26 protein-coding genes, 2 tRNA genes and 1 other RNA gene are annotated in these 25968 nt (G+C 29.4%); 22 read left to right on the top strand and 7 right to left on the bottom strand.

Annotated features, from left to right (window positions below; translation table 11 throughout):
* The first annotated feature begins 131 nt into the window (after positions 1 to 131).
* Together BHW04_RS05440 and BHW04_RS05435 are read left to right on the top strand one after the other, a co-directional pair.
* Positions 132 to 1058 carry a polysaccharide deacetylase family protein gene (locus BHW04_RS05440; protein WP_186835509.1) on the top strand — a complete coding sequence of 309 codons (927 nt, stop codon included), beginning with the start codon at positions 132 to 134 and terminating at the stop codon, positions 1056 to 1058.
* Positions 1059 to 1175: 117 nt separating this feature from the next.
* A complete protein-coding gene (locus BHW04_RS05435) occupies positions 1176 to 1481 on the top strand; it encodes a hypothetical protein (RefSeq protein WP_022211978.1) in 306 nt (101 codons plus the stop codon).
* A gap of 27 nt (positions 1482 to 1508) precedes the next feature.
* On the opposite strand, the gene BHW04_RS05430 is transcribed toward BHW04_RS05435, so the two are convergent.
* Positions 1509 to 3089 (bottom strand): DEAD/DEAH box helicase, encoded by a 1581-nt coding sequence (locus BHW04_RS05430; RefSeq protein WP_302699140.1) that lies wholly within the window; start codon positions 3087 to 3089, stop codon positions 1509 to 1511.
* A gap of 387 nt (positions 3090 to 3476) precedes the next feature.
* Here BHW04_RS05430 and BHW04_RS05425 point away from each other — a divergent pair, with 387 nt between their 5' ends.
* Positions 3477 to 4829, top strand: a complete 1353-nt coding sequence (locus BHW04_RS05425; protein ID WP_302699139.1) for an MATE family efflux transporter — start codon at positions 3477 to 3479, stop codon at positions 4827 to 4829.
* Positions 4830 to 4874: 45 nt separating this feature from the next.
* Here the strand turns inward: BHW04_RS05425 and BHW04_RS05420 are convergent, their stop codons facing one another.
* Complete coding sequence (locus tag BHW04_RS05420; RefSeq protein WP_022211975.1) at positions 4875 to 5600, bottom strand: lysophospholipid acyltransferase family protein; 726 nt, start codon at positions 5598 to 5600, stop codon at positions 4875 to 4877.
* Positions 5601 to 5746: 146 nt separating this feature from the next.
* On the opposite strand from BHW04_RS05420, the gene BHW04_RS05415 reads away from it, so the two are divergent.
* Positions 5747 to 6691 (top strand): staygreen family protein, encoded by a 945-nt coding sequence (locus BHW04_RS05415; RefSeq protein ID WP_302699138.1) that lies wholly within the window; start codon positions 5747 to 5749, stop codon positions 6689 to 6691.
* A gap of 56 nt (positions 6692 to 6747) precedes the next feature.
* Positions 6748 to 6822: transfer RNA gene (locus tag BHW04_RS05410), tRNA-Arg, on the top strand.
* 129 nt (positions 6823 to 6951) lie between these two features.
* Here BHW04_RS05410 and BHW04_RS05405 read toward each other — a convergent pair.
* Positions 6952 to 7848, bottom strand: coding sequence for a DUF368 domain-containing protein (locus BHW04_RS05405; protein ID WP_302631139.1), 897 nt, complete (start codon positions 7846 to 7848; stop codon positions 6952 to 6954).
* 247 nt (positions 7849 to 8095) lie between these two features.
* Here BHW04_RS05405 and BHW04_RS05400 point away from each other — a divergent pair, with 247 nt between their 5' ends.
* From BHW04_RS05400 to ffs, 6 genes are all read left to right on the top strand, one after another.
* Complete coding sequence (locus BHW04_RS05400; RefSeq protein ID WP_330606915.1) at positions 8096 to 9334, top strand: HlyC/CorC family transporter; 1239 nt, start codon at positions 8096 to 8098, stop codon at positions 9332 to 9334.
* A gap of 161 nt (positions 9335 to 9495) precedes the next feature.
* Entirely contained in the window at positions 9496 to 9939 is a 444-nt protein-coding gene (locus tag BHW04_RS05395) for a nucleoside deaminase (protein ID WP_302699137.1), read from the top strand.
* Between the two features lie 11 nt (positions 9940 to 9950).
* A complete protein-coding gene (lgt, locus tag BHW04_RS05390; protein WP_022211970.1) occupies positions 9951 to 10721 on the top strand; it encodes a prolipoprotein diacylglyceryl transferase in 771 nt (256 codons plus the stop codon).
* Between the two features lie 317 nt (positions 10722 to 11038).
* A complete protein-coding gene (locus BHW04_RS05385) occupies positions 11039 to 12331 on the top strand; it encodes a helix-turn-helix domain-containing protein (protein ID WP_302699136.1) in 1293 nt (430 codons plus the stop codon).
* Positions 12332 to 12464: 133 nt separating this feature from the next.
* Positions 12465 to 12554 (top strand) — tRNA-Ser (locus BHW04_RS05380).
* 3 nt (positions 12555 to 12557) lie between these two features.
* Positions 12558 to 12822: signal recognition particle sRNA large type (gene ffs, locus BHW04_RS05375), an RNA gene on the top strand.
* A 248-nt stretch (positions 12823 to 13070) separates the two neighbouring features.
* On the opposite strand, the gene BHW04_RS05370 is transcribed toward ffs, so the two are convergent.
* Entirely contained in the window at positions 13071 to 13565 is a 495-nt protein-coding gene (locus BHW04_RS05370) for a dihydrofolate reductase (protein ID WP_022211968.1), read from the bottom strand.
* Between the two features lie 23 nt (positions 13566 to 13588).
* Positions 13589 to 14434, bottom strand: a complete 846-nt coding sequence (locus BHW04_RS05365) for a thymidylate synthase (RefSeq protein WP_302631950.1) — start codon at positions 14432 to 14434, stop codon at positions 13589 to 13591.
* A gap of 206 nt (positions 14435 to 14640) precedes the next feature.
* Between BHW04_RS05365 and dnaX the strand changes: the two genes are divergently transcribed.
* The 9 genes from dnaX (at position 14641) to BHW04_RS05320 (ending at position 22038) form a co-directional block, all read left to right on the top strand.
* Positions 14641 to 16263: a DNA polymerase III subunit gamma/tau gene (gene dnaX / locus BHW04_RS05360; protein ID WP_302633408.1), complete on the top strand. Its 1623-nt coding sequence runs from the start codon at positions 14641 to 14643 to the stop codon at positions 16261 to 16263.
* A gap of 94 nt (positions 16264 to 16357) precedes the next feature.
* Positions 16358 to 16702: a YbaB/EbfC family nucleoid-associated protein gene (locus BHW04_RS05355; protein ID WP_022211965.1), complete on the top strand. Its 345-nt coding sequence runs from the start codon at positions 16358 to 16360 to the stop codon at positions 16700 to 16702.
* A 65-nt stretch (positions 16703 to 16767) separates the two neighbouring features.
* Positions 16768 to 17364, top strand: a complete 597-nt coding sequence (gene recR / locus BHW04_RS05350; RefSeq protein WP_022166920.1) for a recombination mediator RecR — start codon at positions 16768 to 16770, stop codon at positions 17362 to 17364.
* Positions 17365 to 17451: 87 nt separating this feature from the next.
* Positions 17452 to 17703, top strand: coding sequence for a DUF2508 family protein (locus BHW04_RS05345; protein ID WP_022211964.1), 252 nt, complete (start codon positions 17452 to 17454; stop codon positions 17701 to 17703).
* Between the two features lie 70 nt (positions 17704 to 17773).
* On the top strand, positions 17774 to 18022 hold the full coding sequence (locus BHW04_RS05340) for a pro-sigmaK processing inhibitor BofA family protein (RefSeq protein WP_186835523.1): 249 nt from the start codon (positions 17774 to 17776) through the stop codon (positions 18020 to 18022).
* Between the two features lie 339 nt (positions 18023 to 18361).
* Positions 18362 to 18535 carry a hypothetical protein gene (locus BHW04_RS05335; RefSeq protein WP_186835494.1) on the top strand — a complete coding sequence of 58 codons (174 nt, stop codon included), beginning with the start codon at positions 18362 to 18364 and terminating at the stop codon, positions 18533 to 18535.
* Positions 18536 to 18752: 217 nt separating this feature from the next.
* The gene (locus BHW04_RS05330) at positions 18753 to 19829 is read left to right on the top strand and encodes a pyridoxal-phosphate-dependent aminotransferase family protein (RefSeq protein ID WP_302699135.1); all 1077 of its coding nucleotides are present in this window, start codon (positions 18753 to 18755) and stop codon (positions 19827 to 19829) included.
* Between the two features lie 38 nt (positions 19830 to 19867).
* A complete protein-coding gene (locus tag BHW04_RS05325) occupies positions 19868 to 20770 on the top strand; it encodes a D-2-hydroxyacid dehydrogenase (RefSeq protein WP_186835492.1) in 903 nt (300 codons plus the stop codon).
* 26 nt (positions 20771 to 20796) lie between these two features.
* Positions 20797 to 22038, top strand: coding sequence for a DUF1015 domain-containing protein (locus tag BHW04_RS05320; protein WP_022211960.1), 1242 nt, complete (start codon positions 20797 to 20799; stop codon positions 22036 to 22038).
* 52 nt (positions 22039 to 22090) lie between these two features.
* Here the strand turns inward: BHW04_RS05320 and BHW04_RS05315 are convergent, their stop codons facing one another.
* Complete coding sequence (locus tag BHW04_RS05315; protein WP_186835491.1) at positions 22091 to 22783, bottom strand: 5'-methylthioadenosine/adenosylhomocysteine nucleosidase; 693 nt, start codon at positions 22781 to 22783, stop codon at positions 22091 to 22093.
* A 184-nt stretch (positions 22784 to 22967) separates the two neighbouring features.
* On the opposite strand from BHW04_RS05315, the gene BHW04_RS05310 reads away from it, so the two are divergent.
* Entirely contained in the window at positions 22968 to 23687 is a 720-nt protein-coding gene (locus BHW04_RS05310) for a tRNA threonylcarbamoyladenosine dehydratase (RefSeq protein ID WP_022211958.1), read from the top strand.
* A 162-nt stretch (positions 23688 to 23849) separates the two neighbouring features.
* Positions 23850 to 24782, top strand: coding sequence for a GNAT family N-acetyltransferase (locus BHW04_RS05305; protein WP_022211957.1), 933 nt, complete (start codon positions 23850 to 23852; stop codon positions 24780 to 24782).
* A 51-nt stretch (positions 24783 to 24833) separates the two neighbouring features.
* Here the strand turns inward: BHW04_RS05305 and BHW04_RS05300 are convergent, their stop codons facing one another.
* Positions 24834 to 25355 carry a PTS sugar transporter subunit IIA gene (locus BHW04_RS05300; protein ID WP_022211956.1) on the bottom strand — a complete coding sequence of 174 codons (522 nt, stop codon included), beginning with the start codon at positions 25353 to 25355 and terminating at the stop codon, positions 24834 to 24836.
* Positions 25356 to 25968: the final 613 nt, after the last annotated feature.

Here is a 25968-nt window from a genome sequence, read left to right as displayed (position 1 = left end):
TTATATATTAAAGTTTCGAAATATTTAATAAAATATTGAAAAAAATTAAGAAAATATAGCTTTAAAATAAATTTACAAAAATTTAAAAGTATAATAAGATTTATAATAGTAATTAGTATGAGGAGGAATTTATGATAAAAAATAAAAAGAAAAATCTTTTAATTTTAGTTGCTATAATATTAATTATAGGAAGTGTAGTGATTATAAAAGAAAAAAATAGCAAGAATAAATATAATTCTATTAAAGCAGAAAAGCAAGAGAGCACAGGTGAGGAAGTAAGTGAGGCTCCTAGTTCTGTAAGTAATGAAGAAGGCAATTTGGAAACAGTAGAGGAAGGAGTAAATGAGAAAGCAGATACAACGGAGGTAAAGTATATAAACATTGCACCAGAAGAAGTGAGAATTCCAATTTTAATGTATCATTCTATATGCGCTGATTATCCTGATAATAGTTTGATGGTAGCACCTGAACTCTTTAATGAACAAATGGCTTGGCTTAATGATAATGGATTTACTACAATGTCTTTAGAAGAGGTATACGAAGCTTTTGAAACAGGTAAGGTACCAGTAAAGCCTGTAGCTATAACTTTTGATGATGGTTATGCTGATAATTATACAGAGGCATATCCTATATTAAAAGAGTACGGTATGAAGGCAACATTTTTTATAATAACCAATAATACAGACAAAGATGGTTACTATATGAGTACAGATATGTTAAAAGAAATGAAGGAACATGGAATGGAAATTGAAAATCATACAGCATATCATTTTGAATTAGGTGGAGCCTCACTTGCGGATCAAAAGATGACTATAGAAGATGGAAAAGAATTTCTTAAGGAGAATATTGGAGTAGATAGTAAGTTTTTATGCTATCCAGCAGGTAAGTATGATGATACCACTGTGAGTTTAGATGCACAACTTGGTATTAAGGCAGCGGTAACCACTGAATATGGTTTTGCTAGTATAAATGATGGTTTATATACCTTAAAGAGGGTGAGAATATCACCGATGTCTATGGATAGTTTTAGCAGTATTTTTTCTCCATTTACAGAATAAAAATCATGTGCCATAATTAATTTAATATATTTAGAAATAATAATATTAGATAATAGCTGGCTATTTTTAGTGAAATAATAGATATTTTATTAGGATAACAGTTATGGAGGTAACTATATGGCAAAATATAATAGCACAAATAATGACTTATTAAGAGATTCAAAGAGAAATACAACACCTAAAATATATGGTCTTTTATGTGATTTAGTAAATGATGAAAGGGAAGATTTGGCAGAATTAGTATTAAAGATTGATTATCTTATAGCTTATGCTAGTAATGCAGCAAAAGGCAAAGATTTTCAAGAGGCTAAAGAAACTGTATCTAAAGCTAAGGAAAGAATAAAAATGCTTAAGAGAGAAAATGTAGATGTTTCTCATTTAGAATATTTATTAGAAGGTGTAGAAAAAAAGATAAAGAAGTAAAAATTTCTTTATCTTTTTTTATAAAAATTATTTTCTTTTTCTGCTTTTGTTAGCAACTTCTACATTTACTTTTCTCTTGTTAATTTTCTTTCCAGAGCATTTTTCAAGTATTTGTTTATGAATGCTGTAATCAACATTTACAAATGTGAAGTTTTCTAATATATCTATATCTCTTATTTGACGTCCGCCGACCTTAGCATTATCTTTGATATAGTTTAATAATAATTTTATTGTTAATCCATCTCTCTTACCAGCTGAGAAGAATAATCTAACATCTTCTTTCTTAGGAGAAGCTATTTCGTTGTTTTTGTAATCAAATGATAATTTATTTTTAAATTGGTTTTGTATTAATGATGCAATTACATCTGTTGCATTAAACTTTTCTGTAAGCTCTTCTGCAATCTTTGTAAATCTTGAAGTATCAGTATTGTCTTCAATTATTGTACTTACTTCTTCTAAAAGTATAGCAAATTTGTTATTGTAAATTTCTTCAACTGTAGGTACAGATTTTTTTACTATATTACTCTTAGTTACTTTTTTAATTTGATTTAAGAAACCAAATTCTCTTGGTGAAATTATGCTGTAAGCAGTACCAGTTCTTCCTGCTCTACCAGTTCTACCAATTCTATGAACATAAGATTCAATGTCTTGTGGTAATTCATAGTTAAATACATGAGTTACGCCATCAACGTCTATTCCTCTAGCAGCAACATCTGTTGCAACTAAGAATTTTAATGATCCGTTCTTAAATTTAGCTAAAGTCTTCATTCTTTGAATTTGAGACATATCTCCGTGCATTCCTTCAACCATATATCCTCTGCTTTGCATAGATGAAACTAAATCATCAACACCTTTTTTTGTTTTACAGAAGATGATACCAGCAGATGGATTATCGAAATCTATTAATCTGCATAAAGTTTCAAACCTTTCACTATTATTAACTTCAAAAAAGTTTTGAGTAATTGTTGAGCCAGTCAATTCTTTTCTAGCAATAGCAATATGTACAGAATCTTCTTTTAAATATTTCTTAGTTAATTTTTTGATTTGAGAAGGCATTGTTGCTGAGAATAAAAGAGTTTGTCTTTCTTCAGGAATACTCTTCATTATTTCTTCCATATCATCAATGAATCCCATGTTTAACATTTCATCAGCTTCATCTAATACTAAGAATTCAACTGAATCTAAAGGTAAAGTACCTCTTCTTATATGGTCTAAAACTCTTCCTGGAGTTCCTACAACTATGTTAGCTTTCTTTATGTCTCTTATTTGGTTGTGTATTGGTGCACCACCGTATACAGCAACTACGTTTAATTTTTCATATTTTGCAAGCTTAACTAATTCATCGTGAACTTGTATAGCTAATTCTCTTGTTGGTGCTAAGATAATTGAACTTATTGCCTTTCTATTAGTTATGTTGTTTAGCATTGGAAGTCCAAAAGCAGCTGTTTTTCCAGTACCTGTCTGAGCTTGGCCAATGATATCTTGCCCGTTTAAAGCTACTGGAATAGCTTCGGCTTGGATATCTGATGGAGTAGTAAAGCCTAAATCTGTTATAGCTTTTAATAATCCCTCTTTCAATCCTAAGTCATTAAATGTTAATTTTGTCATATAGTATCCTCTTTCTTTTCAATATATTTTTATTTATAAATTTTAATCTACTAATTAAAATAATTATTCAGCACAACTATTTTTATAACTTATCTTAGTATATAGTAAAACAATAATTTATGCACTAAGTATTTATTGTAAAAATTAAAAAATACTAAAACTTAGTAAATAAAAATGAGTTTATTTGCATAAAAATAAAAAAAATAAGTGTTTATATAGTTGACAAGTAGGAGAAAATAGTTCAAAATATCAAATTGAAAATAGTAATTATGAGACAGTATGAAATTAGTGTATATTGTGTTATTTTATCAATAGAGCAGATGGGCGGCTTAAATACTACCCATTTGCTCTATTTTTTTAAAAGAAAATTGTGAAAGGTGAGAAAAAATGGGAAAAATTTTAGAAGATAAGGTATTTTTAAAAGCAATGCTTACATTGGCAATTCCTATTGCATTACAAAATTTAATAACAACGTCATTAAATCTAGTGGACAACCTCATGATTGGTAAATTAGGAGAAACTCCTATAGCAGCAGTAGGATTAGCAAATCAATATTTCTTTATATTTACTTTATGTATAATGGGTATAAATGCAGGAGCCAATATATTTATGGCTCAGTTTTGGGGTAAGAAAAATGTTAAAGACATAAAGAAGATGTTAGGAATTGATATTACTATTGGATTTATTGCAACAATGATATTTGGTTTGGCAGCCTTTATTTTTCCTCATAAAATAATGGGAATATTATCAAATGATATTGAAGTAATACAGTTAGGTTCACAATATTTAAGGATTGTAGCTATAAGTACAATATTTGTTAACTTAAGTCAATGTCTTTCTTCAGCACTAAGAAGTACAGGACAGCCATCTATACCTATGTATGCTAGTTTAATAGGTGTTTTATGTAATGCAGTATTAAACTGGGTATTTATATTTGGTAATCTTGGAGCACCAAAAATGGGGGTGGCAGGAGCAGCTTTAGCAACGACCATTGCCAGAATAATAGAATTTATATATATTCTTGGTAATGTTTATATAGGTAAGAATATAGTAGCAGCAAAGGTAAGAGAATTATTTGATTTTAGTTTTAAAGATATAAAAGGTTATTTTAAGGTTTCAACTTCTGTAATTTTAAATGAGCTTGTATGGTCGCTAGGTATGACAGCTTATACAGTATCATATTCATTTATTGGCACAAGAGCTGTAGCTACAATGCAAATAGCAAATACGTTAAATAATATGTTTATGGTTATTTGTACAGGCTTAGGTGCAGCAGCAGCCATAATTATAGGAAATAAAATTGGAGCAGAAGAAGAGGAAGTAGCTATAGATTATTCTAAAAGGATTAGTATTCTTGCACCGATTGCAGGGTTTATTTTAGGAATAATAATATGGATAGCAGCACCATTAATAGTGAAACCTTTTGATGTAAGTGCAGAAGCATGTACAGATACTATTAGAGTATTAAGAATAATGGCAATTTTTTCAGCTTTAAGATTCTTTAATACAGTATTGATAATAGGTGTATTTAGAGGTGGCGGAGATACTTTATATACAATGCTAGTACAACTTGGTACAGTTTGGTTTTATGCAGTACCAATAGCCTTTTTTGCAGCTATAGTATTAAAGATGCCAGTGGAAGTTGTATTTTTCCTAATCTGTTCTGAGGAACTTGTTAAAGTATCATTTAGTATTTCTAGATTGAAGTCATGTAAGTGGATTAAAAATGTTATAAACTAAAAAATCTGTATAAGGGAATTTATAATTTTCCTTATACAGATTTTTTTATTGTTCAGGTAGCTTACTAGCTACAATTTCTTGAATTTTTGCTGGTAGCTCTTCTAATTCTTCCTTAGATAAGCCATTAGTTTCAACCATTTTATGTATATAGAAATCTACAGTGCCTTTTTTTATCCATGATCCATTACCATGTTCCATGATCTTGTATGAACCATTAATAGTGATAGGTATTATAGGACACTTTGATTTTGTGGCAAGTTTAAAGCTTCCTGCTTTAAATTCTGCCATCTTAGTACCTTTACTTCTAGTTCCTTCTGGGAAGATAACCATTGAAAATCCCGCTTTTAAGTTTTTTATACCTTTAATAATAGCTTCCCCAGATTTTCTTATGCTTAATCTATCCATAAATACACAATGCATAGCATTCATCCAGCCTGTAACTAGAGGGATTTTTTCTACTTCAATTTTTGATATAAAGCCTATTAAATTAGGAATTGAAGTTAAATATATTGGTATATCAAAGTTTCCTTGATGATTTCCTACAAATAGTACAGTTTTGTCTTTTGGAAGATTTTCTAATCCATGTACATTTACATTTACTCCTGCAACTTTAAGTAATGAATTTGCCCATATACGAGTACATTTATTAGTTAGATTATTGCTTTCTTCCATTCGTCCTTTTTTAGCTAAATATTTAACTCTTAGAAGGAAGGGAATACTTATAATTAAACTTAAGAAAAACCATATAAACCAAATAATCGTTCTTATCATAATAATTCACTCCTATTATATTAGTACATTTTTCAGTATACTATAAATTTATTATGTATTCAAAAGATGTGCGTAGAAAGAGCATAAGCAAAGTTAGGAGTTTTTCATATATTATCAATGAAGATAATTTAATAGAGGGTATGAATTTGAGTGATTTTAATAAAGAAAAATTGAACATTGTCTTTGCTGATGATATAGATAATGATGGAGCAATAATACCTAGAAGATATACTTTAACTCATAGTGATGAAACAGGAGAATTGTTTTTAAGTATAGGAAAATATTATGATTATAGCAAGGTAAGTGAATTAAGAGATGAAGTCTTAGGATGCTGGAGTTGTGATGAGAATAACTTATATTATTTAAGATTGGAAGTGCTTTTAGATACTTGTGGTGATGAAGAAAAAATAGCCATAAGAAATAAAATTTTTAGAAATGAATTACCAATGGTGATTAAAGCAATAATATATGGTGATAGGGAGTTTTTTTTAATTCATAAGGAGTTATATGGAAGTAAGGTAATTATTAAATTTAAATCTAGTAATAAGACTTATAATGCTGTAGAACATTGGGGATATGTAAAAGATTATAAGGTAAAAGAAGCTTATGAATGTAGGTATTATAATGACAAGAATAAGGATATCATGAGTAATACTGTTGAAAAAAAGGCTAGTAGCCAAGAAAATATCAGTATGGAAAAATTCCAACCTATAGATATGGAAGAAAACTTAGTTAGTTATCCAACACCATTTGCACCTAGAATGAAGTATACAATTCCAGTTAATCCACAAATTAATCTACAAAATAGATGTTCAATCATTGAAGGAGCTTTAATGGATATGCTTTTTCCTTATATAGAAAATCAGGTGTTTTTAACTTTTGGTAAAAATACTCCTTTTTGCTTAAGGCAAGGAAGAATTTTAAATGCAAGGGTTATATCTAGCTATGGACCATGTAGGCAGCAATATGAAATAGTAGTGGGAATAAAAGCAGGAAGAGTACCTACACCATATGATAATCTCATAATAACATTTTTAATTAACAATAATAGAGTTACTGTAAAATCATCAAAAAATCCTAGATTTGAATAATAGAAGAAATTGACATAACAAAAAAGTTATAATAAAATAGTTATTGTAGTGGATATGCTCCTATAGTTAAATGGATAGAACAATCCCCTCCTAAGGGATAGATACAGGTTCGATTCCTGTTGGGAGTACCACTTTTTTTATTGAAAATTGATAATGGGTAATTGATAATTATTTATGTAGGAACTTCTTTGGGAAGCTCCTTTTTTAATGATAAAATTCAGCCCTAAAGCTGAATTTTATCATTAATTATTAATTTTTAACTATTTAGCTCTCTTTTCTAGTAAGTCTTTCCCCTTTTCAAGTCCTAAAAGAATAGCTCCACCAATAATGAAATATATAAAGCTAAATGTGCTTAATGTCATAGCTGGTTTAGCTACTTCTAAAGTTGTAGGTCCCATAAATACTGCGTATAGAGAACCTATCATAAGTCCTAAAATTAAATAAATCATTTGTGATCTATGTCTCTTTAACTCAATTTTTATTATTTTAATTGTTGAAACTATACCTGTTATAACTCCAAGTCCAAATATAACTAGTACAGGTACGTATTCAAAATTAAAAGTAAGAAATTCTTTTATTGCATTTATTATTCCTGTATAAAGACCAAAGATTAATAGTAATGTAGAACCTGATATACCAGGAAGAACCATAGCTGATATTGCTATCATTCCAGCCACAAAAACAAAAATCCCAAGTCCTATAGATAATCCGCTTATTGAAAGGTTTAATCCACCTTCAGAGCCAGCGGCAGGGTTAAAATAAGTTATAAGTGCAACAATTGCCACACCAATAATAGTAAAGATTATATTTTTATACTGTCCAACTATTGAATCTTTCTCTTGTTTAATTATCATTGGTATTGCTACAATGATAAGTCCTGTAAATAATGAACTTATGGCATAAATGTGATCATTAAAAATAGATGATAAGAATACTACAGAAAGTCCTAGTCCTATTATCCATCCAAAGCCAAGTTTAATTAAAAATATTAAAGCTTTTTTCTTTTCTTCCCATGGATCTTTAGAAACTAAAGTATTTAGAGAGTTTATGAAATCATCATAAAAACCTAATATGAAAGCTATAGTACCACCTGACACTCCAGGAACACTATCTGCTAAGGACATACAGAAGCCTCTAATAAAATTAAGAATAATCATAATTCACCTCAAATTGTAAAAAATTAAAATAAAAAGGAATAAAGTTCCCTTTAATTAAATATTATAATTGTATTGCCATAAATATAAAAGTTAAAAATTTTTAACAATATAAATAATTGTTAAAGTTTTCTTAAACAGCAATATTGTAAATTTTATGTTTATTTATTATGGTAAAATATACAATGAAAATTTAAGTTATGATATAATTAAATAAAAATTGATTAAAACATAGGAGTGTGATTTGATTTTGGACACCGGTGTTCAGATAACGATACTTATAATTCTACTTTTTCTATCAGCATTTTTCTCAATGTCAGAGACAGCTTTGATGTCTTTAAGCAAGATAAGAGTAAGACATATGGTGGAAGAAGGAGTTAAGGGAGCTAAGTTAGTTGAAAGGCTAATAGAAGACCCCAACAAATTATTAGGAGCAATATTAATAGGAAATAATATAGTAAATATAGGAGCATCATCTTTGGCAACATCAATTGCAGTAGCTAAATGGGGCGAAGGTGGAGTTGGAATAGTTACATTAGGACTAACAGTAATAGTATTAATTTTTGGAGAGATAACACCAAAATCAATAGCAAAGCAAAAGTCTGAAAGTGTATCACTTGCTGTAAGTAAATTTATTAATATAATTGTTAAGCTATTAAAGCCTTTCATTATATTATTTACAGGAGTTTCTTCAATATTTATTAGATTATTAGGTGGAGATCCTAAAGCTAATGAGCCATTTATAACTGAAGAGGAAATTAAAACCATGGTTGGTGTAAGTGAAGAAGAAGGAGTTCTAGAAGATGTTGAAAAAGAAATGATTTTCAATGTTTTTGACTTTGCAGACGCTCAGGTAAAAGATGTTATGGTTCAAAGAGTAGACATAATAGCAGTAGATTTAGAAGCAAGCTATGATGAAGTGCTAGATGTGATTAAAAAAGAGCAATTTTCTAGAATACCAGTATATAATCAAACTATTGATGATATAGTGGGAATATTAAATGTAAAAGACTTAATTATGGCAGAGCAGAATAAAGAAAAGTTTAAGGTTTCTGATTACATGCGAGAACCAAATTATACTTTTGAATTTAAAAAGATTGCTGAATTATTTAAAGAAATGAAGAAAACGAGAAATCATATAGCTGTAGTCTTAGATGAATATGGTGGAACTGTTGGTATTGTCACTATAGAAGATTTAATTGAAGAAGTATTTGGCGATATAGAAGACGAATATGATGATGAAAATAAGGAAATTGAAGTTATCAAAGAAGATGAATATATTGTTGATGGAAGTGCTAAGCTTGATGTTGTCAGTGAACTTATAGGAGTAAATATGGAATCGGAGGAATTTGATTCTGTAGGAGGGTTAATTATTGGGGAATTAGGAAGGTTCCCTGAGCAAGATGAAGAAATAGTTTTAAATAATATTAAGTTTAAAGTAGAAGAAATAGACAAAAATAGAGTTAAAAAAGTAAGGATTTTTACTTGATAAACATTGGGGCTGTTGCATTTTTGCAACGGCCTCAATGTTTATTAAAAATGTAGAATGAAAAATTTAAAATTATGTTTGAAAGACTTTCAGAAATTTTTTTAAAAATATATTTTTAATTCTTAAATTTTACATTTTTAATTTATAAAGGAGGTGTTTTTTTGGATTATATGGAGATAGCCTTAGGTGAGGCTAGAAAGGCACTAAATAAGGGAGAAGTGCCTGTGGGGGCAGTGATTGTAAAAGATAATGAAATAATAGCTGTAGCTCATAATTTAAAGGAAACTAATAAAAATGCTATGGCTCATGCAGAAATGATAGCTATTGATATGGCCAGTAAGGTTATAGGTGATTGGAGGCTTAATGGATGTGAGATGTATGTAACTTTAGAGCCTTGTGCCATGTGTACATCAGCAATTGCTCATGCAAGGATATCAAAGTTATATATAGGAAGTTTTAATAGGGATATGGGTGCTTGTGGTAGTATATTAAACCTTTTAGATTATAAAATGTTTAATACAGAAGTGAATGTTAATTGGAACTATGATGAAGAATGTAGTAAAATATTAACAGAATTCTTTAATAATAAAAGAAAAATAAAATAGGTGGTGAGGAAATGAATCCAGTAGCTTTTGAAATTTTTGGATTACAGATCAGATGGTATGGGATAATTATTGCAGGAGGAGTATTAGCTGCATTTTTATTATCAAGTGTACTAGCAAAGAAAAAGGGAGTGTCATTTGATGATATAGTTGATGCATTCATATGGGCTTTTCCGATAGCAATAGTAGGTGCAAGGGCATATTATGTAGCATTTGAGTTTAAAAACTTTGATTCATTTGCAGATATGATTAATATCAGGACTGGTGGATTAGCTATACATGGTGGTCTTATAGCAGGAATAATTACAGCGTATATAGTATTAAGGATTAAAAAGGTTAATTTTTGGGAATACATAGATGTTGTTATACCGGCAGTTGCATTAGCACAAGGAATAGGAAGATGGGGTAATTTCATGAATCATGAAGCCCATGGTGGTGCTGTTTCATCAGATTTTATAAGTAGATTCCCTGAATTTATACAAAAAGGAATGTTGATAAATGGATCATATTATCATCCGACTTTCTTATATGAATCTGTTTTTGATGTATTAATATGTTTAATATTAATTTACATCCTATTTAAAAAGAAAAAACAGCATGGAATTGTTTTAGGAGCTTATTTGATCCTCTATTCTTCTGCTAGATTCTTTATTGAAGGGCTTAGAACGGATAGTTTAATGTTTATGGGCCTTAGAATAGCCCAAGTTATAAGTATAGTGGGAATAATTTTAGGGGCAATTATAATATTTATATCTATTAAGAAAGCCAAAAGTAATAATATATAATATTTAACTTTTTTTTAACCTCTGGAGGAATAAGTAGATTTTATCTTTAAAATCTACTTATTCCTCTATTTTTTTATAGTTTTAATAATAAAAAAACAAAAAGTAAAAAGAATATTTTACTTTTTAACAGAAAAATTAATAAAAAGTCGCTTTTTGACTAAAATATGGAATATAATAACAAAAATCATTAATAAAATTAATAGTAAAAAATTAAAAAATAAAAATGTAAATAAAATAATTTACTTTTTAAAAGGGTATGGTATACTTAATTTTGCGCTGAAAAAGCAATTTTTAAGTGTGGGAAAGGATGCAGAAAGATGGATTATGGTGAAATTTTATCTTCAGGAAAGAAAATAAAGAGAATAAGAAAAGAACTTGGGCTTAAACAGCATGAAATTACTAAGGGAGAAGTTACCCGTAATTTAATAAGCATTATTGAAAATGACAAGGCAGCTTTAACTGAAAAGGTAGCTAAAGTAATAGCTGATAATATTAATATGGCTTGTAGTGAGCAAAATATAGATTATCATGTAAGTGCCAAATACCTTTTAGAAAGTGAAGAGTATCAGGCTGAAAGAGTTGTGGATAAGTATTTAGAAAACTTGGCTGTGGATAACTTGCAGATAGTAGATGAAATTGAAGAGTTCTTAATTATTTATGACCTTACTGATAAAAAAATAAGTATATATGAAAAGATTGGTGATCTTTATAATGATATAAAGGACTATTATAAAAGTTATACATATTATATAAAGGCTTTTGAAAGCATTAAAAAAGATAAGATTGATGATAGGGCAGCTATTTTAATTTTAAAGTTAATTAATTGTTGCAAAGTTAATGATAAATTCAAGGAAGCTTTAGAATTTTGTAAGCTACCACTAAAAAATGAAACTTTTATTTCTATGGACATAAAGTTAGAGCTTTTATTAAATAAGGCAGAAATACTTATGTTACTTAAGGAATATGATTATTCCTTAGATGAAATTGAAAGCATTGAAGAATTTACTGAAGAATTTACTGAAGAATATTTATTTGATTTAAATATATTGAAGGGACAATGTTACAGAGAAAATAAGTACTATAGGGATGCTTTAGAGGTTTATAGGAGTCTTAAAGTAAAAATTGAAAACTTAGATAAAAATAAGATTCTTTACATAAATATAAAAATAATAGCAATATACATTTTGCTTAGAGATAATAGGAATATTAGAAAGTATATTGATGAATCTCTAATGCTCATAAGTTCTAAGAGAGGATTATATAAGGAAGAGAAGGGAGCAGATATTTTTTCTGGTTTAGCTAAAGGTTTTAAATTTATTAATGAAGATGAGAAGGCTGCAGAGTATTATAATCATGCTATTTATAGTGCAAAAAGAAATAAGCAGTATACAATACTCCTTGATTCACTAGAAAATTTATTTGAAATTTATGAAAAGAAGAAAGATATTGATGAAATAGACAATATAAAGAATGAACTTTTAGAATTAATATCTACTAAGGCTCTAAATAATGAAAATAAAATGATATTTAAAGTCATAGGATTTTATAATGTTATGGATGATAAAGAGAGTATTGAAGGAATTGTTAGCTTTATTTTAAATCATCAATAAATTTCAGAAGAAAAATCAAGAAAATCTTTCTATTGAACAACTAAAAGAATTATGTTAGAATGTAAAAGTATAAAAAGTAAATATAATTTTATAGAGCTTTTTATACTTTATATTTTATCAGTATAAATATTATGGAGAGATGTCCGAGTGGCCGAAGGAGCACGCCTGGAACGCGTGTATAGGGGAAACTCTATCGTGGGTTCAAATCCCACTTTCTCCGCCAATGCCGTGCTAGATGGGGAGTCAGCGGTGCCCTGTAACCTGCAATCCGCTATAGCAGGATTGAATTCCTCACCTAGGCTTTAATCTATATGGTCTGCCCCTTTGCAAGTGATGTTGAGGGTTGGGTCCCATGCGACGTAAGACTGTGAACCTCGTCAGGTCCGGAAGGAAGCAGCGATAAGCAGCCCCTGCGTGTGACATGGATAAATCTTGCCTGAGTCAACTACAAAGGTAACGCATATAGATTTCTGTCAAAGTGAGGTGCACGGTTCTACATATACCTTTCTTTTTGGAAAGAAAGGATTTTTTAATGTTTAGAACTTTTTAGTTATAAGTTTAAAAACTTATAAATTTTGTGTGACTAGCAGCATCATATGTTGTTTATTAAATAGTCAATTAATTTTGGTTACTCTTCAATAGGATTAACAATATAGGACAAAGAACAATAGGACAGAAAAATAGGGAAGCTTCATCTGAACTTATGAAGTCTTCCCTACTTTTCTATCTTTTTTTAAGTTTAAGCTTTTTTTATATAATTAATAAATTTATACTGTAATCCATCTTTAGCGTTAGTTAAGATATGTGAAGAATAATCCACAGCCCAATTTTCTAAATCAATCTGTGGAAAACTTGTATCACCTGAGAAATCTTTTAGTACTTCCGTTAAATATATCTTATCTGCATGTGGTAAAAATTCTTTATAAATTTCTCCACCGCCAATTATAAAAGCTTCCACAGGGGAATTTTTATAATTGTTGATAATTTGGTCAGCGTTGTGGATAACTTCTACATTTTCATTATCCACAGAAAAATTCTTATCTCTAGTCAAAATTATATGCTTTCTATTAGGAAGCACTCCAGGAAGTGATTCAAAAGTTTTTCTACCCATAATTATGGTATTGCCGCTTGTTATTTCTTTAAATCTTTTTAAATCGTCAGAAATATGCCATAAAAGTTTGTTATTTCCGCCAATTATATTATTTTGAGCTTTGGCTACTATAATGGAAATCATTTTTACACCTCCTCTTTATTTTACTATATTCCTAAATCAAATTTTAATTGAGGCTTAACTGGGTCGTAATCTATAAGTTCAAAATCATCAAGAGTGAAATCATAGAAATTAGTCTTGCCTTCTTTAAGTATTAATTTTGGTTGTTTTTCACTAGGTGTTCTAGAAAGAAGCTCTTTAGCTTGATCAATATGTCTGTCATAAATATGTAAGTTATCTACAACATGCATAAATACACCTGGCTTTAAGCCTACATGTCTAGCTACCATCATCAGTAAGGCTACATACTGCATTTTATTTACATGTCCAGCTACAAGATAATCTGACGACCTTTGGTGTAATGTCATATCAAGATATTCGCCTCTGGCAGACCAAACAGTTAGAAATGCACATGGATGAAGCCCGGCAGTTTCTTCGAAGTCAGCATATTGATAAAGATCAATGATGTGTCTCCTTGTGTATGGTTCATTAGTAAGCCCATCTAATAACTTATTCATTAAGTCATATTTTTTTACTGTAGCACCATATCTTTGGCCAATGGTATTTGTGTTATCCACTTCCCAGTCTCGCCACCACATGATATTATGTTTTTCTTCCAAAACAGATAAATCATTGCTTTGATCTTGATATATCCATAATATTTCCTTTATAGCAGATTTTATAGCTATAGGTCTAAGAGTTGTAATAGGAAATTCACCTTTGCTAATATCATATTTTTCTACTATTTGATTAACGTAGATTGTATGAGCAGGTGTTCCATCCTTATAAATAGGTCTGATTTTATGTCCAACAGTACTTGTTCCATTATTTAAAATGTCTTGTATGTTTTCAATAAAAATCTTATCAGCTTTTGATACATAATTTGTTGTCATATGCTCACCTCAAAAATATTAAATTATAAAATTTAAGTATAACATTCTTTTAAAAATTTGAAAATTTCAGTAGTATTTTTTAGTAGAATATTGCCTAAAATTATAGATAATATAGTAAACTGTTTGAGATAAAAGGAATTATTTATTTTCACAAAAACTAGTGTATAATAATAATTAAAGTTTATAAAAAAAGAGAGGTAAGAGATTTGGCATATACTGCTTTATATAGAGAATGGAGACCAAGTACATTTTATGATGTAGTAGGTCAGGAACATATAACAACTACATTAAAAAATCAAATACTTAATAATAGAATAGCCCATGCTTATCTTTTCTGTGGAACGAGAGGTACTGGTAAAACATCTACAGCAAAAGTTTTTGCTAAAGCATTAAACTGTTTGAATTTGCAAGATGGAGAGCCATGCAATGAATGTGAAATGTGTAAAAAGATAAATAACGGACTTGCTATTGATGTAACAGAGCTAGATGCTGCTTCAAACAATGGTATAGATAAAATCAGAGATATTATTGATGATGTTAAATATCCTCCGCAAGAAGCACGCTTCAAGGTATATATAATGGATGAAGTTCATATGCTTTCAGTAGGAGCTGTAAATGCATTTTTAAAAACTTTAGAGGAGCCACCTGCAAATGTAATATTTATTTTAGCTACAACAGATCCTCAAAAGTTACCTATTACCATTCTTTCAAGATGTCAGAGGTTTGATTTTAAGAGAATTAATAAAAATGATATAACTGCAAGACTTAGAAAGATAGTTACTGAAAAGGGAGTTATGGCCGATGATAAGAGTTTAAATCTTATTGCTAGAGTTTCAGATGGAGCTATGAGAGATTCTTTAAGTATATTAGATCAAGCAATATCTATGGGGAACGGAGCTGTAGAGTATTCATCTGTTGTTTCTATGTTAGGACTTGTAACTAATGAATATCTTTTTACTTTAACTAATAATGTTATAGAAAGAAATATTGAAAAATGTATTTCAACTATTGAAGAAATAATTACTTCAGGTAAGGATGCTTATTTATTTATTAAGGACCTTATTGAACACTATAGAAATCTTTTAATGGCAAAAGTAACTAATAATGCAGAAGAAGTTCTTGATATGTCAGAAGAGAATATTGCTCTTATTAAGGAGCAGTCAGCAAGACTAAGAGCAGAAGAAATAATGAGATGTATACGAATATTACAAGAAGCAGAAGGTAATGCTAAGGTTAGTAAGCAGGCTAGGCTTTATTTAGAACTTTCCATAATAAAAATGTGCAAAATTGAGTATGATACGTCAAGTGAAGTTATTTTAACTAGGCTTAATAGATTAGAAGAAAATTTAAAGAACGGAAATATAGCTGTAGCTGTTAAGGAAGGAGTTATGGCTGAAGCTACTAGTATGAAAAAAGCAGCAACACGTGCAAGTAAAGCTACTAAATCTGTAAATACAGAATCATCTGCCATTGGAAATGCTAGTTCTAGGTTGACTATCAATGAAGTGCAAAGAGCTTGGAAGGATGTATTAGAAAGGTTCAAAGCTAAAAGAGCAATGATTATTTATGCATCTATATTAATGGGAAGGCCCATTTCATGCAGTAATGGTATTATAACAGTTGAATTTGATGAAGATTATAAGCTTAGTGCAGATAGATTAAATAAGGCAGAAAATAAAGTAGTAGTAAATGAAGTATTTTCTGAAGTATTTCAAGAAAAATTAAATGTACAGTTTGTATCTAAAGAAAAAAACAGCAATGAGCAAAATGCAGAAGATGTTTTGATGAATGCCTTTGGTGAAGGATTAGTAGATATACTTGATGAATAATGGTAAAAAAATAAGATAAATACTTTATTCTAGTAAAAACTATAAAAATACTTTATAATATGAATAGACTTTTTATTTAAGAGGAGGATTTTTTATGGCAAGAGGAGGATTTCCAGGCGGCTTCGGCGGAGGAAACATGAATAACTTAATGAAGCAAGCACAAAAGCTTCAAAAGGAAATGGAAGAAATGCAAAAAAACTTAGAAAACAGCGAATATGAAGCTTCAGTAGGTGGCGGAGCTGTTGTCGTAAAAGTTAGCGGTAAAAAAGAAGTAACATCAATTAAAATAAAAGAAGAAGTTGTAGATTCAGATGATGTTGAAATGTTAGAAGATTTAGTTCTTAGTGCTGTAAATGAAGCATTAAAGAAAGCGGAAGAAGCTAGTTCAAATCAAATGGGAAAATTAACAGGCGGATTAAACATACCTGGATTATTTTAAATTTATTAAAGGGCATGCAAGGAGACTTGCGTGCCTTAAAAATTATGAATGGAAGGATGAATTAAATGGATTTTTATCCAGTTGCTATAGAAAAGCTAATTGAAGAATTTGCAAAATTGCCTAGTATAGGAAAAAAGACAGCTCAAAGATTGACATTACATATATTAAATCTTCCAGAAGATGAAGTGAAGGAATTTGCCACAGCTTTAGTTAGGGCTAGAGGTACAATAAAATACTGTTCTATATGTGGAAACTTTACTGAAACGGATCCTTGTCCAATATGTAGCAATCCAAGTAGAGATAAGAGCGTAATATGTGTTGTGGAACAACCTAAAGATATTATGACTATGGAAAAAGTTAAAGAATTTAATGGAACATATCATGTACTGCACGGTAATCTTTCTCCAATGCAGGGAAGAGGGCCTCAAGATATAAAGATAAGAGAACTTGTGGCAAGGATGAATGCTGATGTAAAAGAAGTTATTATTGCTACAAATCCTAATGTTGAAGGAGAAGCTACAGCAATGTATATTTCTAGAATACTTAGACCTCTTGAAGTTAAGGTAACGAGAATTGCTTCAGGGCTTCCTGTTGGAGGAGATTTAGAGTATGCTGATGAAGTTACTTTATCTAAAGCATTAGAAGGAAGAAAAGAAATATAAAATGAAGACTTTCTGAATAAAATTTAAATATATGGAAATAAATAGAATAAATATTTTTAATTTCTATTTAAATTTTAGGAGGGAGTTATGAATAAGGGCAAAATTTTAAATTTTATACTGGCAAGGTATGAATATGAGGATACTTTAGATGATGAGCTTTTAGAGTCTATTAGGGAAACAATAGAAGAAATGCAAATAGCCCAATGTATGTTCAATTATGTAAATGACCCTAAATTAATTGAAGCTGCCATATATAGAGAAGATGCAGCAAAGAAAAAATTTGAATATCTTTTATCGCTAGCTAAAGAGAAGCAAATGAATAAAAAGATAGATATGTAATGAATTTTTTTAAATTATGTAGCATAATAATAAGTACTATATAGGGGGAGAAAGAGGGGAAAGTTAAATGATAAGTTTAGATATGATGGTATATGCATTAATTGGATTGGCATTATTGTTCTTAATAATAAAATTACTTAAATGGCCATTAAAGATATTAATTAATGGTATTTTAGGAATTATATTATTATATATATCAAATATAGTGGGAAGTTATATAGGGTTTGTGCTACCTATTAATGCAATATCAGCACTTGTAGCAGGTTTTTTAGGCATACCAGGAATAATATTTTTAATATTATTTCAATTTTTTGTATAATTTAATGATTGTTAAAAAAACAGGAAGGGAGCCTTTTTAGGTTCCCTTATAAGTTAAAACAGATATGAATTAAAGAAATAAGTTGTTAATGAATGAAAACTCTATATATTAAGTAATTTATGCACAAGGTAAAAAAGTGATACAAAAAATTTAGGTGTAAGCACTACATCCGCTTACACCTGTTTAATATGTGGATAATTTAACTTAAAAGCAAAGAAATTATCTACAATAATAACTTGCCCATTATTTATAAAAATATGCACAATTAATGTTATAATTTAAGAAGAAAAGTAAGTTAATATATAATTGTAGGATATTATGTAATATGAGGTGATAAAGATGCCAGCAGGCAATGGAGTAAATTGTTTATACTGCCCAGAAAGAGAAGTAGGTAGATGTGAAGGTAATGATACAGGATGTTTATGTTTTAAATGTCCAAGACATTTAGGACAATGCAGATGTGTGAAGTATTGTAGGGAAACAGAGTCAGTTTTAATTTTTGATGAGAGATAACAAAATATTTTTAATGTTTTAAAGGGTTCAGAAGATAATCTGAATCTTTTTTGTTTGCAGAAGAGAATATATTATTTTTTTATTAATATCATAAATATAACTTTATGAATAATATAACAAGATAAGAGTAAATAAATATAAAGTATAGCACTAATACTAAAATTAATATAATAGTAACAGGCTATAGCAGTAAATAAGAATATAATGGGGGAATTTCATGCATAAGAAATTATTTATTCCTGGGCCAGTGGAGGTTAGACAAGAGGTTTTAGAAAAGATGTCAACACCTATGATTGGGCACAGAAGCAAAGAAGCATCAGAATTACAGAGACACATAAGTGATAATTTAAGAAAGTTATTTTATACACAAAGTGATATATTACTTTCTACATCATCAGGTAGTGGTCTTATGGAAGGGGCAATAAGATCATGTACAGCAAAGAGAGCAGCAGTATTTTCTGTGGGGGCATTTGGTAAACGGTGGTATAAGATGGCCATAAGTAATAATGTTCCTGCAGATATCTTTGAATTTGAAATGGGGAAGGCAGTAAAGGTAGACAAGGTTAAAGAGGTTTTAAATACAGGAAAGTATGATTTAGTAGCAGTAACTCATAATGAAACATCAACAGGAATAATGAATCCTATCAAAGAAATAGGTGAAGTTATAAAAAATTATCCAGAGGTAGTTTTTATTGTAGACACAGTAAGTTCTGCTGGTGGTACAAAAATAGAAGTTGATAATTGTGGAATAGATGTATGTTTGACATCATCACAAAAGGCTTTAGGTCTTCCACCGGGATTATCAGTATGTACTTTTTCAGAAAAAGCAAAAAATAGGGCTGAAAATGTTAAAAATAGGGGCTTTTATTTAGATTTGCTTGCTTTATATAAATATTTAAAGAAGAAAAATTATCAATATCCTTCAACACCATCTTTATCACATATGTTTGCCCTTGATTATCAGCTTAATTATATATTAAATGTTGAAGGATTAGAAAATAGATTTAAAAGGCATATAGAAATGGCTGATATAGTTAGGAATTGGGGCAGAAAGTATTTTGAACTATTTCCTGAAGAGGGTTATTTGTCTAATACATTAACTACTATTAAGAATACTAGAGGAATAAGCGTATCAGATCTTAATAAAGAATTAGCAAAACGAGGTTTTCAAATTTCTAATGGATATGGAGATTTAAAAGAAAAGACATTTAGAATAGCTCATATGGCAGATATCACTGTAGATGAAGTGAAGGAGCTCTTAGATAATATCAATGACATCCTAGATTTAAAATAATTTATTATTCATAATTAATATATTGGGGGGATTTTACCTTGAAGGTATTGGCCAATGATGGTCTTGAAATAAGTGCAATAAATGAAATAAAGAAAAATGGTATATATATAGAAACAAACCATCTTGATAAAGAGGAATTGATTGAGAATATAAAGAATTATGATGTGCTAGTAGTAAGATCTAACACTAAGGTTACCAGTGATGTTTTAGAGGCAGGAGCAAAAGGAAATTTAAAATTAGTGATTAGGGCAGGAGTAGGAATTGATAATATAGATTTAGATTATGCTAAAAAAGTAGGAATTAAAGTTAGTAATACTCCTGATGCTAGTTCAGATTCAGTGGCAGAATTAGCTTTAGGGCATATGTTTTCTGTTGCTAGGTATATAGCAGTAGCAAATTATACAATGAGAAATGGACAGTGGAATAAGAAGCAGTACAAAGGTAGTGAAATAGCTGGTAAGATTCTTGGAATAATAGGTATGGGGCGCATAGGGAAAGCTTTGGCAGGAAAAGCAGAAGCTTTAGGTATGAAGATAATATATGCAGATGTTTTAGGAAAGCAAGATAATCTAGCTTATGAATTTATGGATTTAGATAATCTTTTAAAGGTTAGCGATTATGTATCATTACATGTTCCATATGATAAGGATAAAGGAGCTTTAATAAGCAGTAGAGAAATATCAATGATGAAGGAGGGTGCAGTTATAATTAATTGTGCTAGAGGAAAGGTGGTAGATGAAGAGGCGTTATTAGAGGGATTGAATTCAGGAAAATTAGCAGGAGCAGGGATAGATGTATTTGAACAGGAGCCTAGTAAAAATACAGAATTAATTAATCATGAACGTGTAAGCGTAACACCTCATATAGGAGCTTCTACCAAAGAGGCTCAAGAAAGAATTGGAAAAGAAGTAGCAGCTATAGTAATTAATTTTAATAAGTAATTTTTAACATAAGGGAGGTATTAAATGTGGCAATTATTAGACCTTTCAAAGCATACAGACCAGTTAAAGAATATGTAAAAGATATTGCAGCTTTGCCTTATGATGTTATGAGTAGCAAGGAAGCCAGAGAGATTGTAAAGAATAATAAATATTCCTTTCTCCGTGTTGATAGGGCAGAAGTAAATCTAGCTGAAAGTGTAGGTGAATATGATAAAGTTGTATATGATACAGCTAATCAAGTGTTAGAAAATATGATAGAAAAGGGGCTATATATACAAGAAAAAACACCTGCTATTTATATTTATCAGCAAATAATGGATGGAAGAGGGCAAAAAGGAATAGTGTGTTGTACATCAGTTGATGATTATATTAACAATATTATCAAAAAGCATGAAAGGACAAGATTACTTAAAGAAATAGATAGAGTTAATCATGTAGATATATGTAATGCTAATACAGGGCCTATATTCCTTACTTATAGGAATAATGATGAAATATCATCAATAGTAGAAGAGTGGAGTAAGAAGGTGCCTGTTTATGATTTTATATCAGAAGATGGTAATGGACATAGGGTGTGGATAATAGATGATAATATAATAATAGAAAAATTAGTTAAATTATTTAAGAGTATAAAATACTTATATATTGCCGATGGGCATCATAGATCAGCTTCAGCTGTAAAAGTTGCTTTAAATAGAAGAAAGCAATTAGGTAAGTATACAGGAGATGAAGAATTTAATTATTTTTTATCTATAATATATCCTGATACAGAGCTTAAAGTGTTTGATTATAATAGGACAGTTAAGGATTTAAATGGGCTTAGTGAAGAAGAGTTTTTTAGCAAGGTTAAAGAATCGTTTTATCTGTCTAAATCAGAAGGTAATAAGCCAGTAACTCCGAAGAATAAACATGAATTTGGTATGTATATGAATAAGCAATGGTTTATTTTAAGAGCAAAGGATGGCTCTTTTGATGAAAATAATTCTATAGATAGTTTAGACGTATCAATACTTCAAAATAATCTCTTGAATCCTATACTAGGAATAAGTGACCCAACAAAATCAGAGAGAATAGAGTTTATTGGAGGCATAAGAGGTCTTAAGGAGTTAGAAAATAGGGCAGATACTGATATGAAAGTGAGTTTTTCTATGTATGCAACCACTATAGATGATATTATGAATGTTGCAGATAATGGTAAAACAATGCCACCTAAGTCTACTTGGTTTGAACCTAAGCCAAGAAGTGGTATATTCATTCATAAATTTTAGTAATAAATAAAAGGAACGGTAATAATAAACAACTGTTCCTTTTATATTTATATTATAGGCTTGTAACCATTTCTTTTAATATAGCAGTTGAATGTTTAACAGCTATAGGTGTGAATTTTTCAAAGTCCATATGTGCTCCGTTATTTGCATTGTCAGATATTGATCTGATTACAACGAAAGGAATAGAGTTTAAGTAACATACATGGGCAATACTTGCACCCTCCATTTCACATGATAAAGCACCAAATTCTTTTTCTAACCATTGGATTTTTTCAAGAGAAGCAACAAACATATCTCCAGAAACAATTCTTCCTGAGAAGGTATTGAAATCTCCAGCTTTATCACAAGCAGATTTAGCTACTTCTATTAAGCGTTCATCACATTTAAAATCAAATGTATCTAATCTTGGAATTTGTCCCATAGGATCACCAAAGGCAGTAGTATCCATATCATATTGGACTAAATTAGTAGCAATTACTACATCACCAGGATATATTTCTTTACCAATACCTCCAGCAACACCTACATTAATTATATGTGTTACTTCGTATTCACTAATAAGAAGCTGAGTACATATAGCAGCATTAACCTTACCTATTCCACATACAACAGCAACTACGTCTTTACCCCATAATTTTCCTCTATGGAATGTCATTTTAGCTTTTACTGTAGTATCTTCTAATTCCATGTCAGTTAATAATATTTCTAATTCTTCTGACATAGCACCAATTATTCCTAATATCATCTTTACCTCCAAAATAATTATTTTAATTCAACATATATTATATACATAGAGGAAATCATTTAATAGTGTATAAATAATAAAAAATAAAATAGCGAATTCCGATAGGAGTTACTTGAGAAAAATGCTTCAATAGTCTAATATTATTAATAAGCAAATAAACGTACATAAAAAGGAGAGAAGGAAGATGGCATTATATCCATTTTGTAGAACAGAACTATTAGTAGGAGAAGATGGTATTGAAAAGCTTAAAAATTCAAAAGTTATAGTTTTTGGTATAGGTGGAGTAGGAAGTTTTGCTGTAGAAGCATTAACAAGAGCTGGAGTTGGGAATTTAGTATTAGTAGATAATGATACTGTATGTATATCTAACTTAAATAGACAAATACATGCCACTACAAAAACTGTAGATATGGTTAAAGTTGAAGCTATGAAGGAAAGAATTAAATTAATCAATCCTGAATGTAAAGTTGAAGCAAAACAAGTATTTGTTACAGCTGAAAATATTCCAGATTTAATAACAGATGATATAGATTATGTTGTAGATGCAATAGATACTGTAACATCAAAACTTGCCTTAGCTGAATATTGCTATAAAAATGAAATAAAGATAATGAGTTCAATGGGAACTGGAAACAAACTTGATCCAACTATGTTTCAAGTATCAGATGTATATAAGACAAAAGTATGTCCTTTAGCTAAAGTTATGAGATATGAATTGAAGAAGAGGGGCGTAAAGAAGTTAAAAGTTGTATATTCTGAAGAAATGCCAATGACTCCTGATAAGGGAAGGGCTGTACCTTCAGGTAAGAGACAAACTCCAGGAAGTATTTCCTTTGTTCCTCCTGTTGCAGGAATGATAATAGGTGGAGAAGTAATTAAAGATTTAATTGGTATAAATAAATAATAAAAAAGGCTTTCTTAAGTGTAAGAGGGCCTTTTTATGTTTATATTGAAGGATTTTGCAAATATTAAATAAGTATAGATAATACTGATGAATCTTTAGTTGAGTTTTATATAGAATTATTTGTATAATAAAAATAGTGAAAATAAATTAGGAGAATATAAGATGGGGAGTCAGAAAGAAGTCAATATTGAACCAATTAAAGGTACTTTGAATGATTATGTTATTAAAGATAAAGATAAAATAGTAGTGGGAAGATTTACTATAGCAGAACTGGATAAAGAAAATAAAAGAAGCACTATAAGGTTTAAATTTTATAGGGAAAATAATTATGAATTATTAAAAGTTTCAATAGATATGATTTTAAAGACTATCTTCAAAGACAGAAATATAAATAAGATTAACTTTTTAGTTAGTGAAACTAGTGATATAAGTGGATTTTTAGATTTAGGCTTTACTTTGGAGTCAATACTTTCAGAAAATCTTATGGTAAATGGAGCTATTGTAGATGAATTAGGCTTAGGCATTACAAGAAATGAATACATAAGTTCAATAAAAAATAATATAGTCTATATTAAGGGCAATAGAGTAATTGTTAGAAATTTTACACCTGCTGATGCAGAAGAGCTTACAGATTACTATATTAAAAATAAAGAACATTTAAGGGAATTTGAACCAGCTAGAGATAGTAGTTTTTATGAAGCAACGGTACAAAGGAAGATATTAATAGAAAGTTATAAGCAGTTAATGGTTGGAACAGGAATGGATTTAGGAATTTATTTAAATTATAAGCTTATTGGTAAGATAAAGGTTTCTAGTATAGTTCATGGGGTATTTAAAAGTGCAATTATAGGATATTCAATAGATAAAGAACACCAAGGAAGAGGTTATATGAAAGAAGCTGTACTGCTTGTAGAGAAATATTGCAAACAGTATTTAGACTTACATAGATTAGAAGCATCGGTGCTTGTAGATAATAATAAATCAAAAAGAGTGCTTTTGAAAAGTGGGTTTGAAGAAATAGGAGTTAATAAAAAATATCTTTATATAAATGGAAAGTGGAGAGACCATATTACATTTTATAAAATATTAGAATAAAAAAAGGAGCTGTGCACTAATTATTTAGTGCGACAGCCCATTTTTTTATTCTTAAACTTCAAAGTTAACTACAGTAGTTTCACCAGCAACAGCTGAACCAGTTGTAACAGGAGTTATTGATTTAGCAGCATCAACATTAGTTATTAAAACTGGAGTTGCTAAAGATAATCCTTTGCTTAATATGAAGTCTCTGTCTATTTTTATTATAGGTGTACCAGCTTTAACTGTTTTTCCAGCTTCAACTAATTGTTGGAAACCTTCACCATTTAAAGAAACTGTATCAACACCGATATGAACTAATAATTCAAGGCCGTTTGATAATTTTAAAGCAAAAGCATGTTTAGTTTGGAAAACTAATGTTAATTCTCCATCAGCAGGAGCAACAACAGTGTCACCTTTTATCATGATCGCAGCTCCGTCTCCAGCCATTTTTTCAGCGAAAACTGGGTCTGGTACTTCTGATAATGGAATTATATCACCATCAGCTACAGCAACTAAACAATTTTTTGGTGCTACTTCATCAGCAGTTTCTTTTGATTTTGATTTAAATAAGTTTTTAAAAAAGTTACCCATTTTTATCATCCTTTCAATAAATATAAGTTTTATTATTCATAGTATAGGTAAAATAAAAGGTATAAGTTTAACTGAATATGTAAAACTTATACCTAATCAATAAGATAATTATATATTTTTACCAATATACTGTCAATGTTTATATATAATCATTATTATTATAGTTATAAGATATGAAATATAAAATTATTACAATTATATGCTTTATTCGATGTTAAGTATTTATTATTTTACATAAAAATTAATATATCAAGTAATACGTAGCCGTGTGTATCAATGATATAAACATGGTGTATTATATAGAAAATAAGAGTAAAGTATGAGTAATTTGTAAAAAACGAGAAAATAGATCATAGATAGATATATAATAAGATGATATTATATGTCTTGTCCTTAAGAAATGGACAGCCAGAAGCGATAATACAGTATCAAAAATATGTTTTCAAAATTTTTAAAAAGTTGTTGACATAAAAGTGATAAGGTGTTAAGATAATAAAGTCGCTTGAGGGCGACGAGATAAAATGGTCTTTGAAAATTGAACAGAATATAGTTAATATAAAACCAGCAATTCTTTTAAGTCTTATAAAGACTCAAAGTAATTTGAGCAAAACAG

The organism is Clostridium sp. 29_15 (assembly GCF_001916075.1).
Classification (GTDB): domain Bacteria; phylum Bacillota; class Clostridia; order Clostridiales; family Clostridiaceae; genus Clostridium; species Clostridium lentum.
Note: the sequence above shows the minus strand (reverse complement) of the source record. Positions and strands in the feature narration are given on the sequence as shown.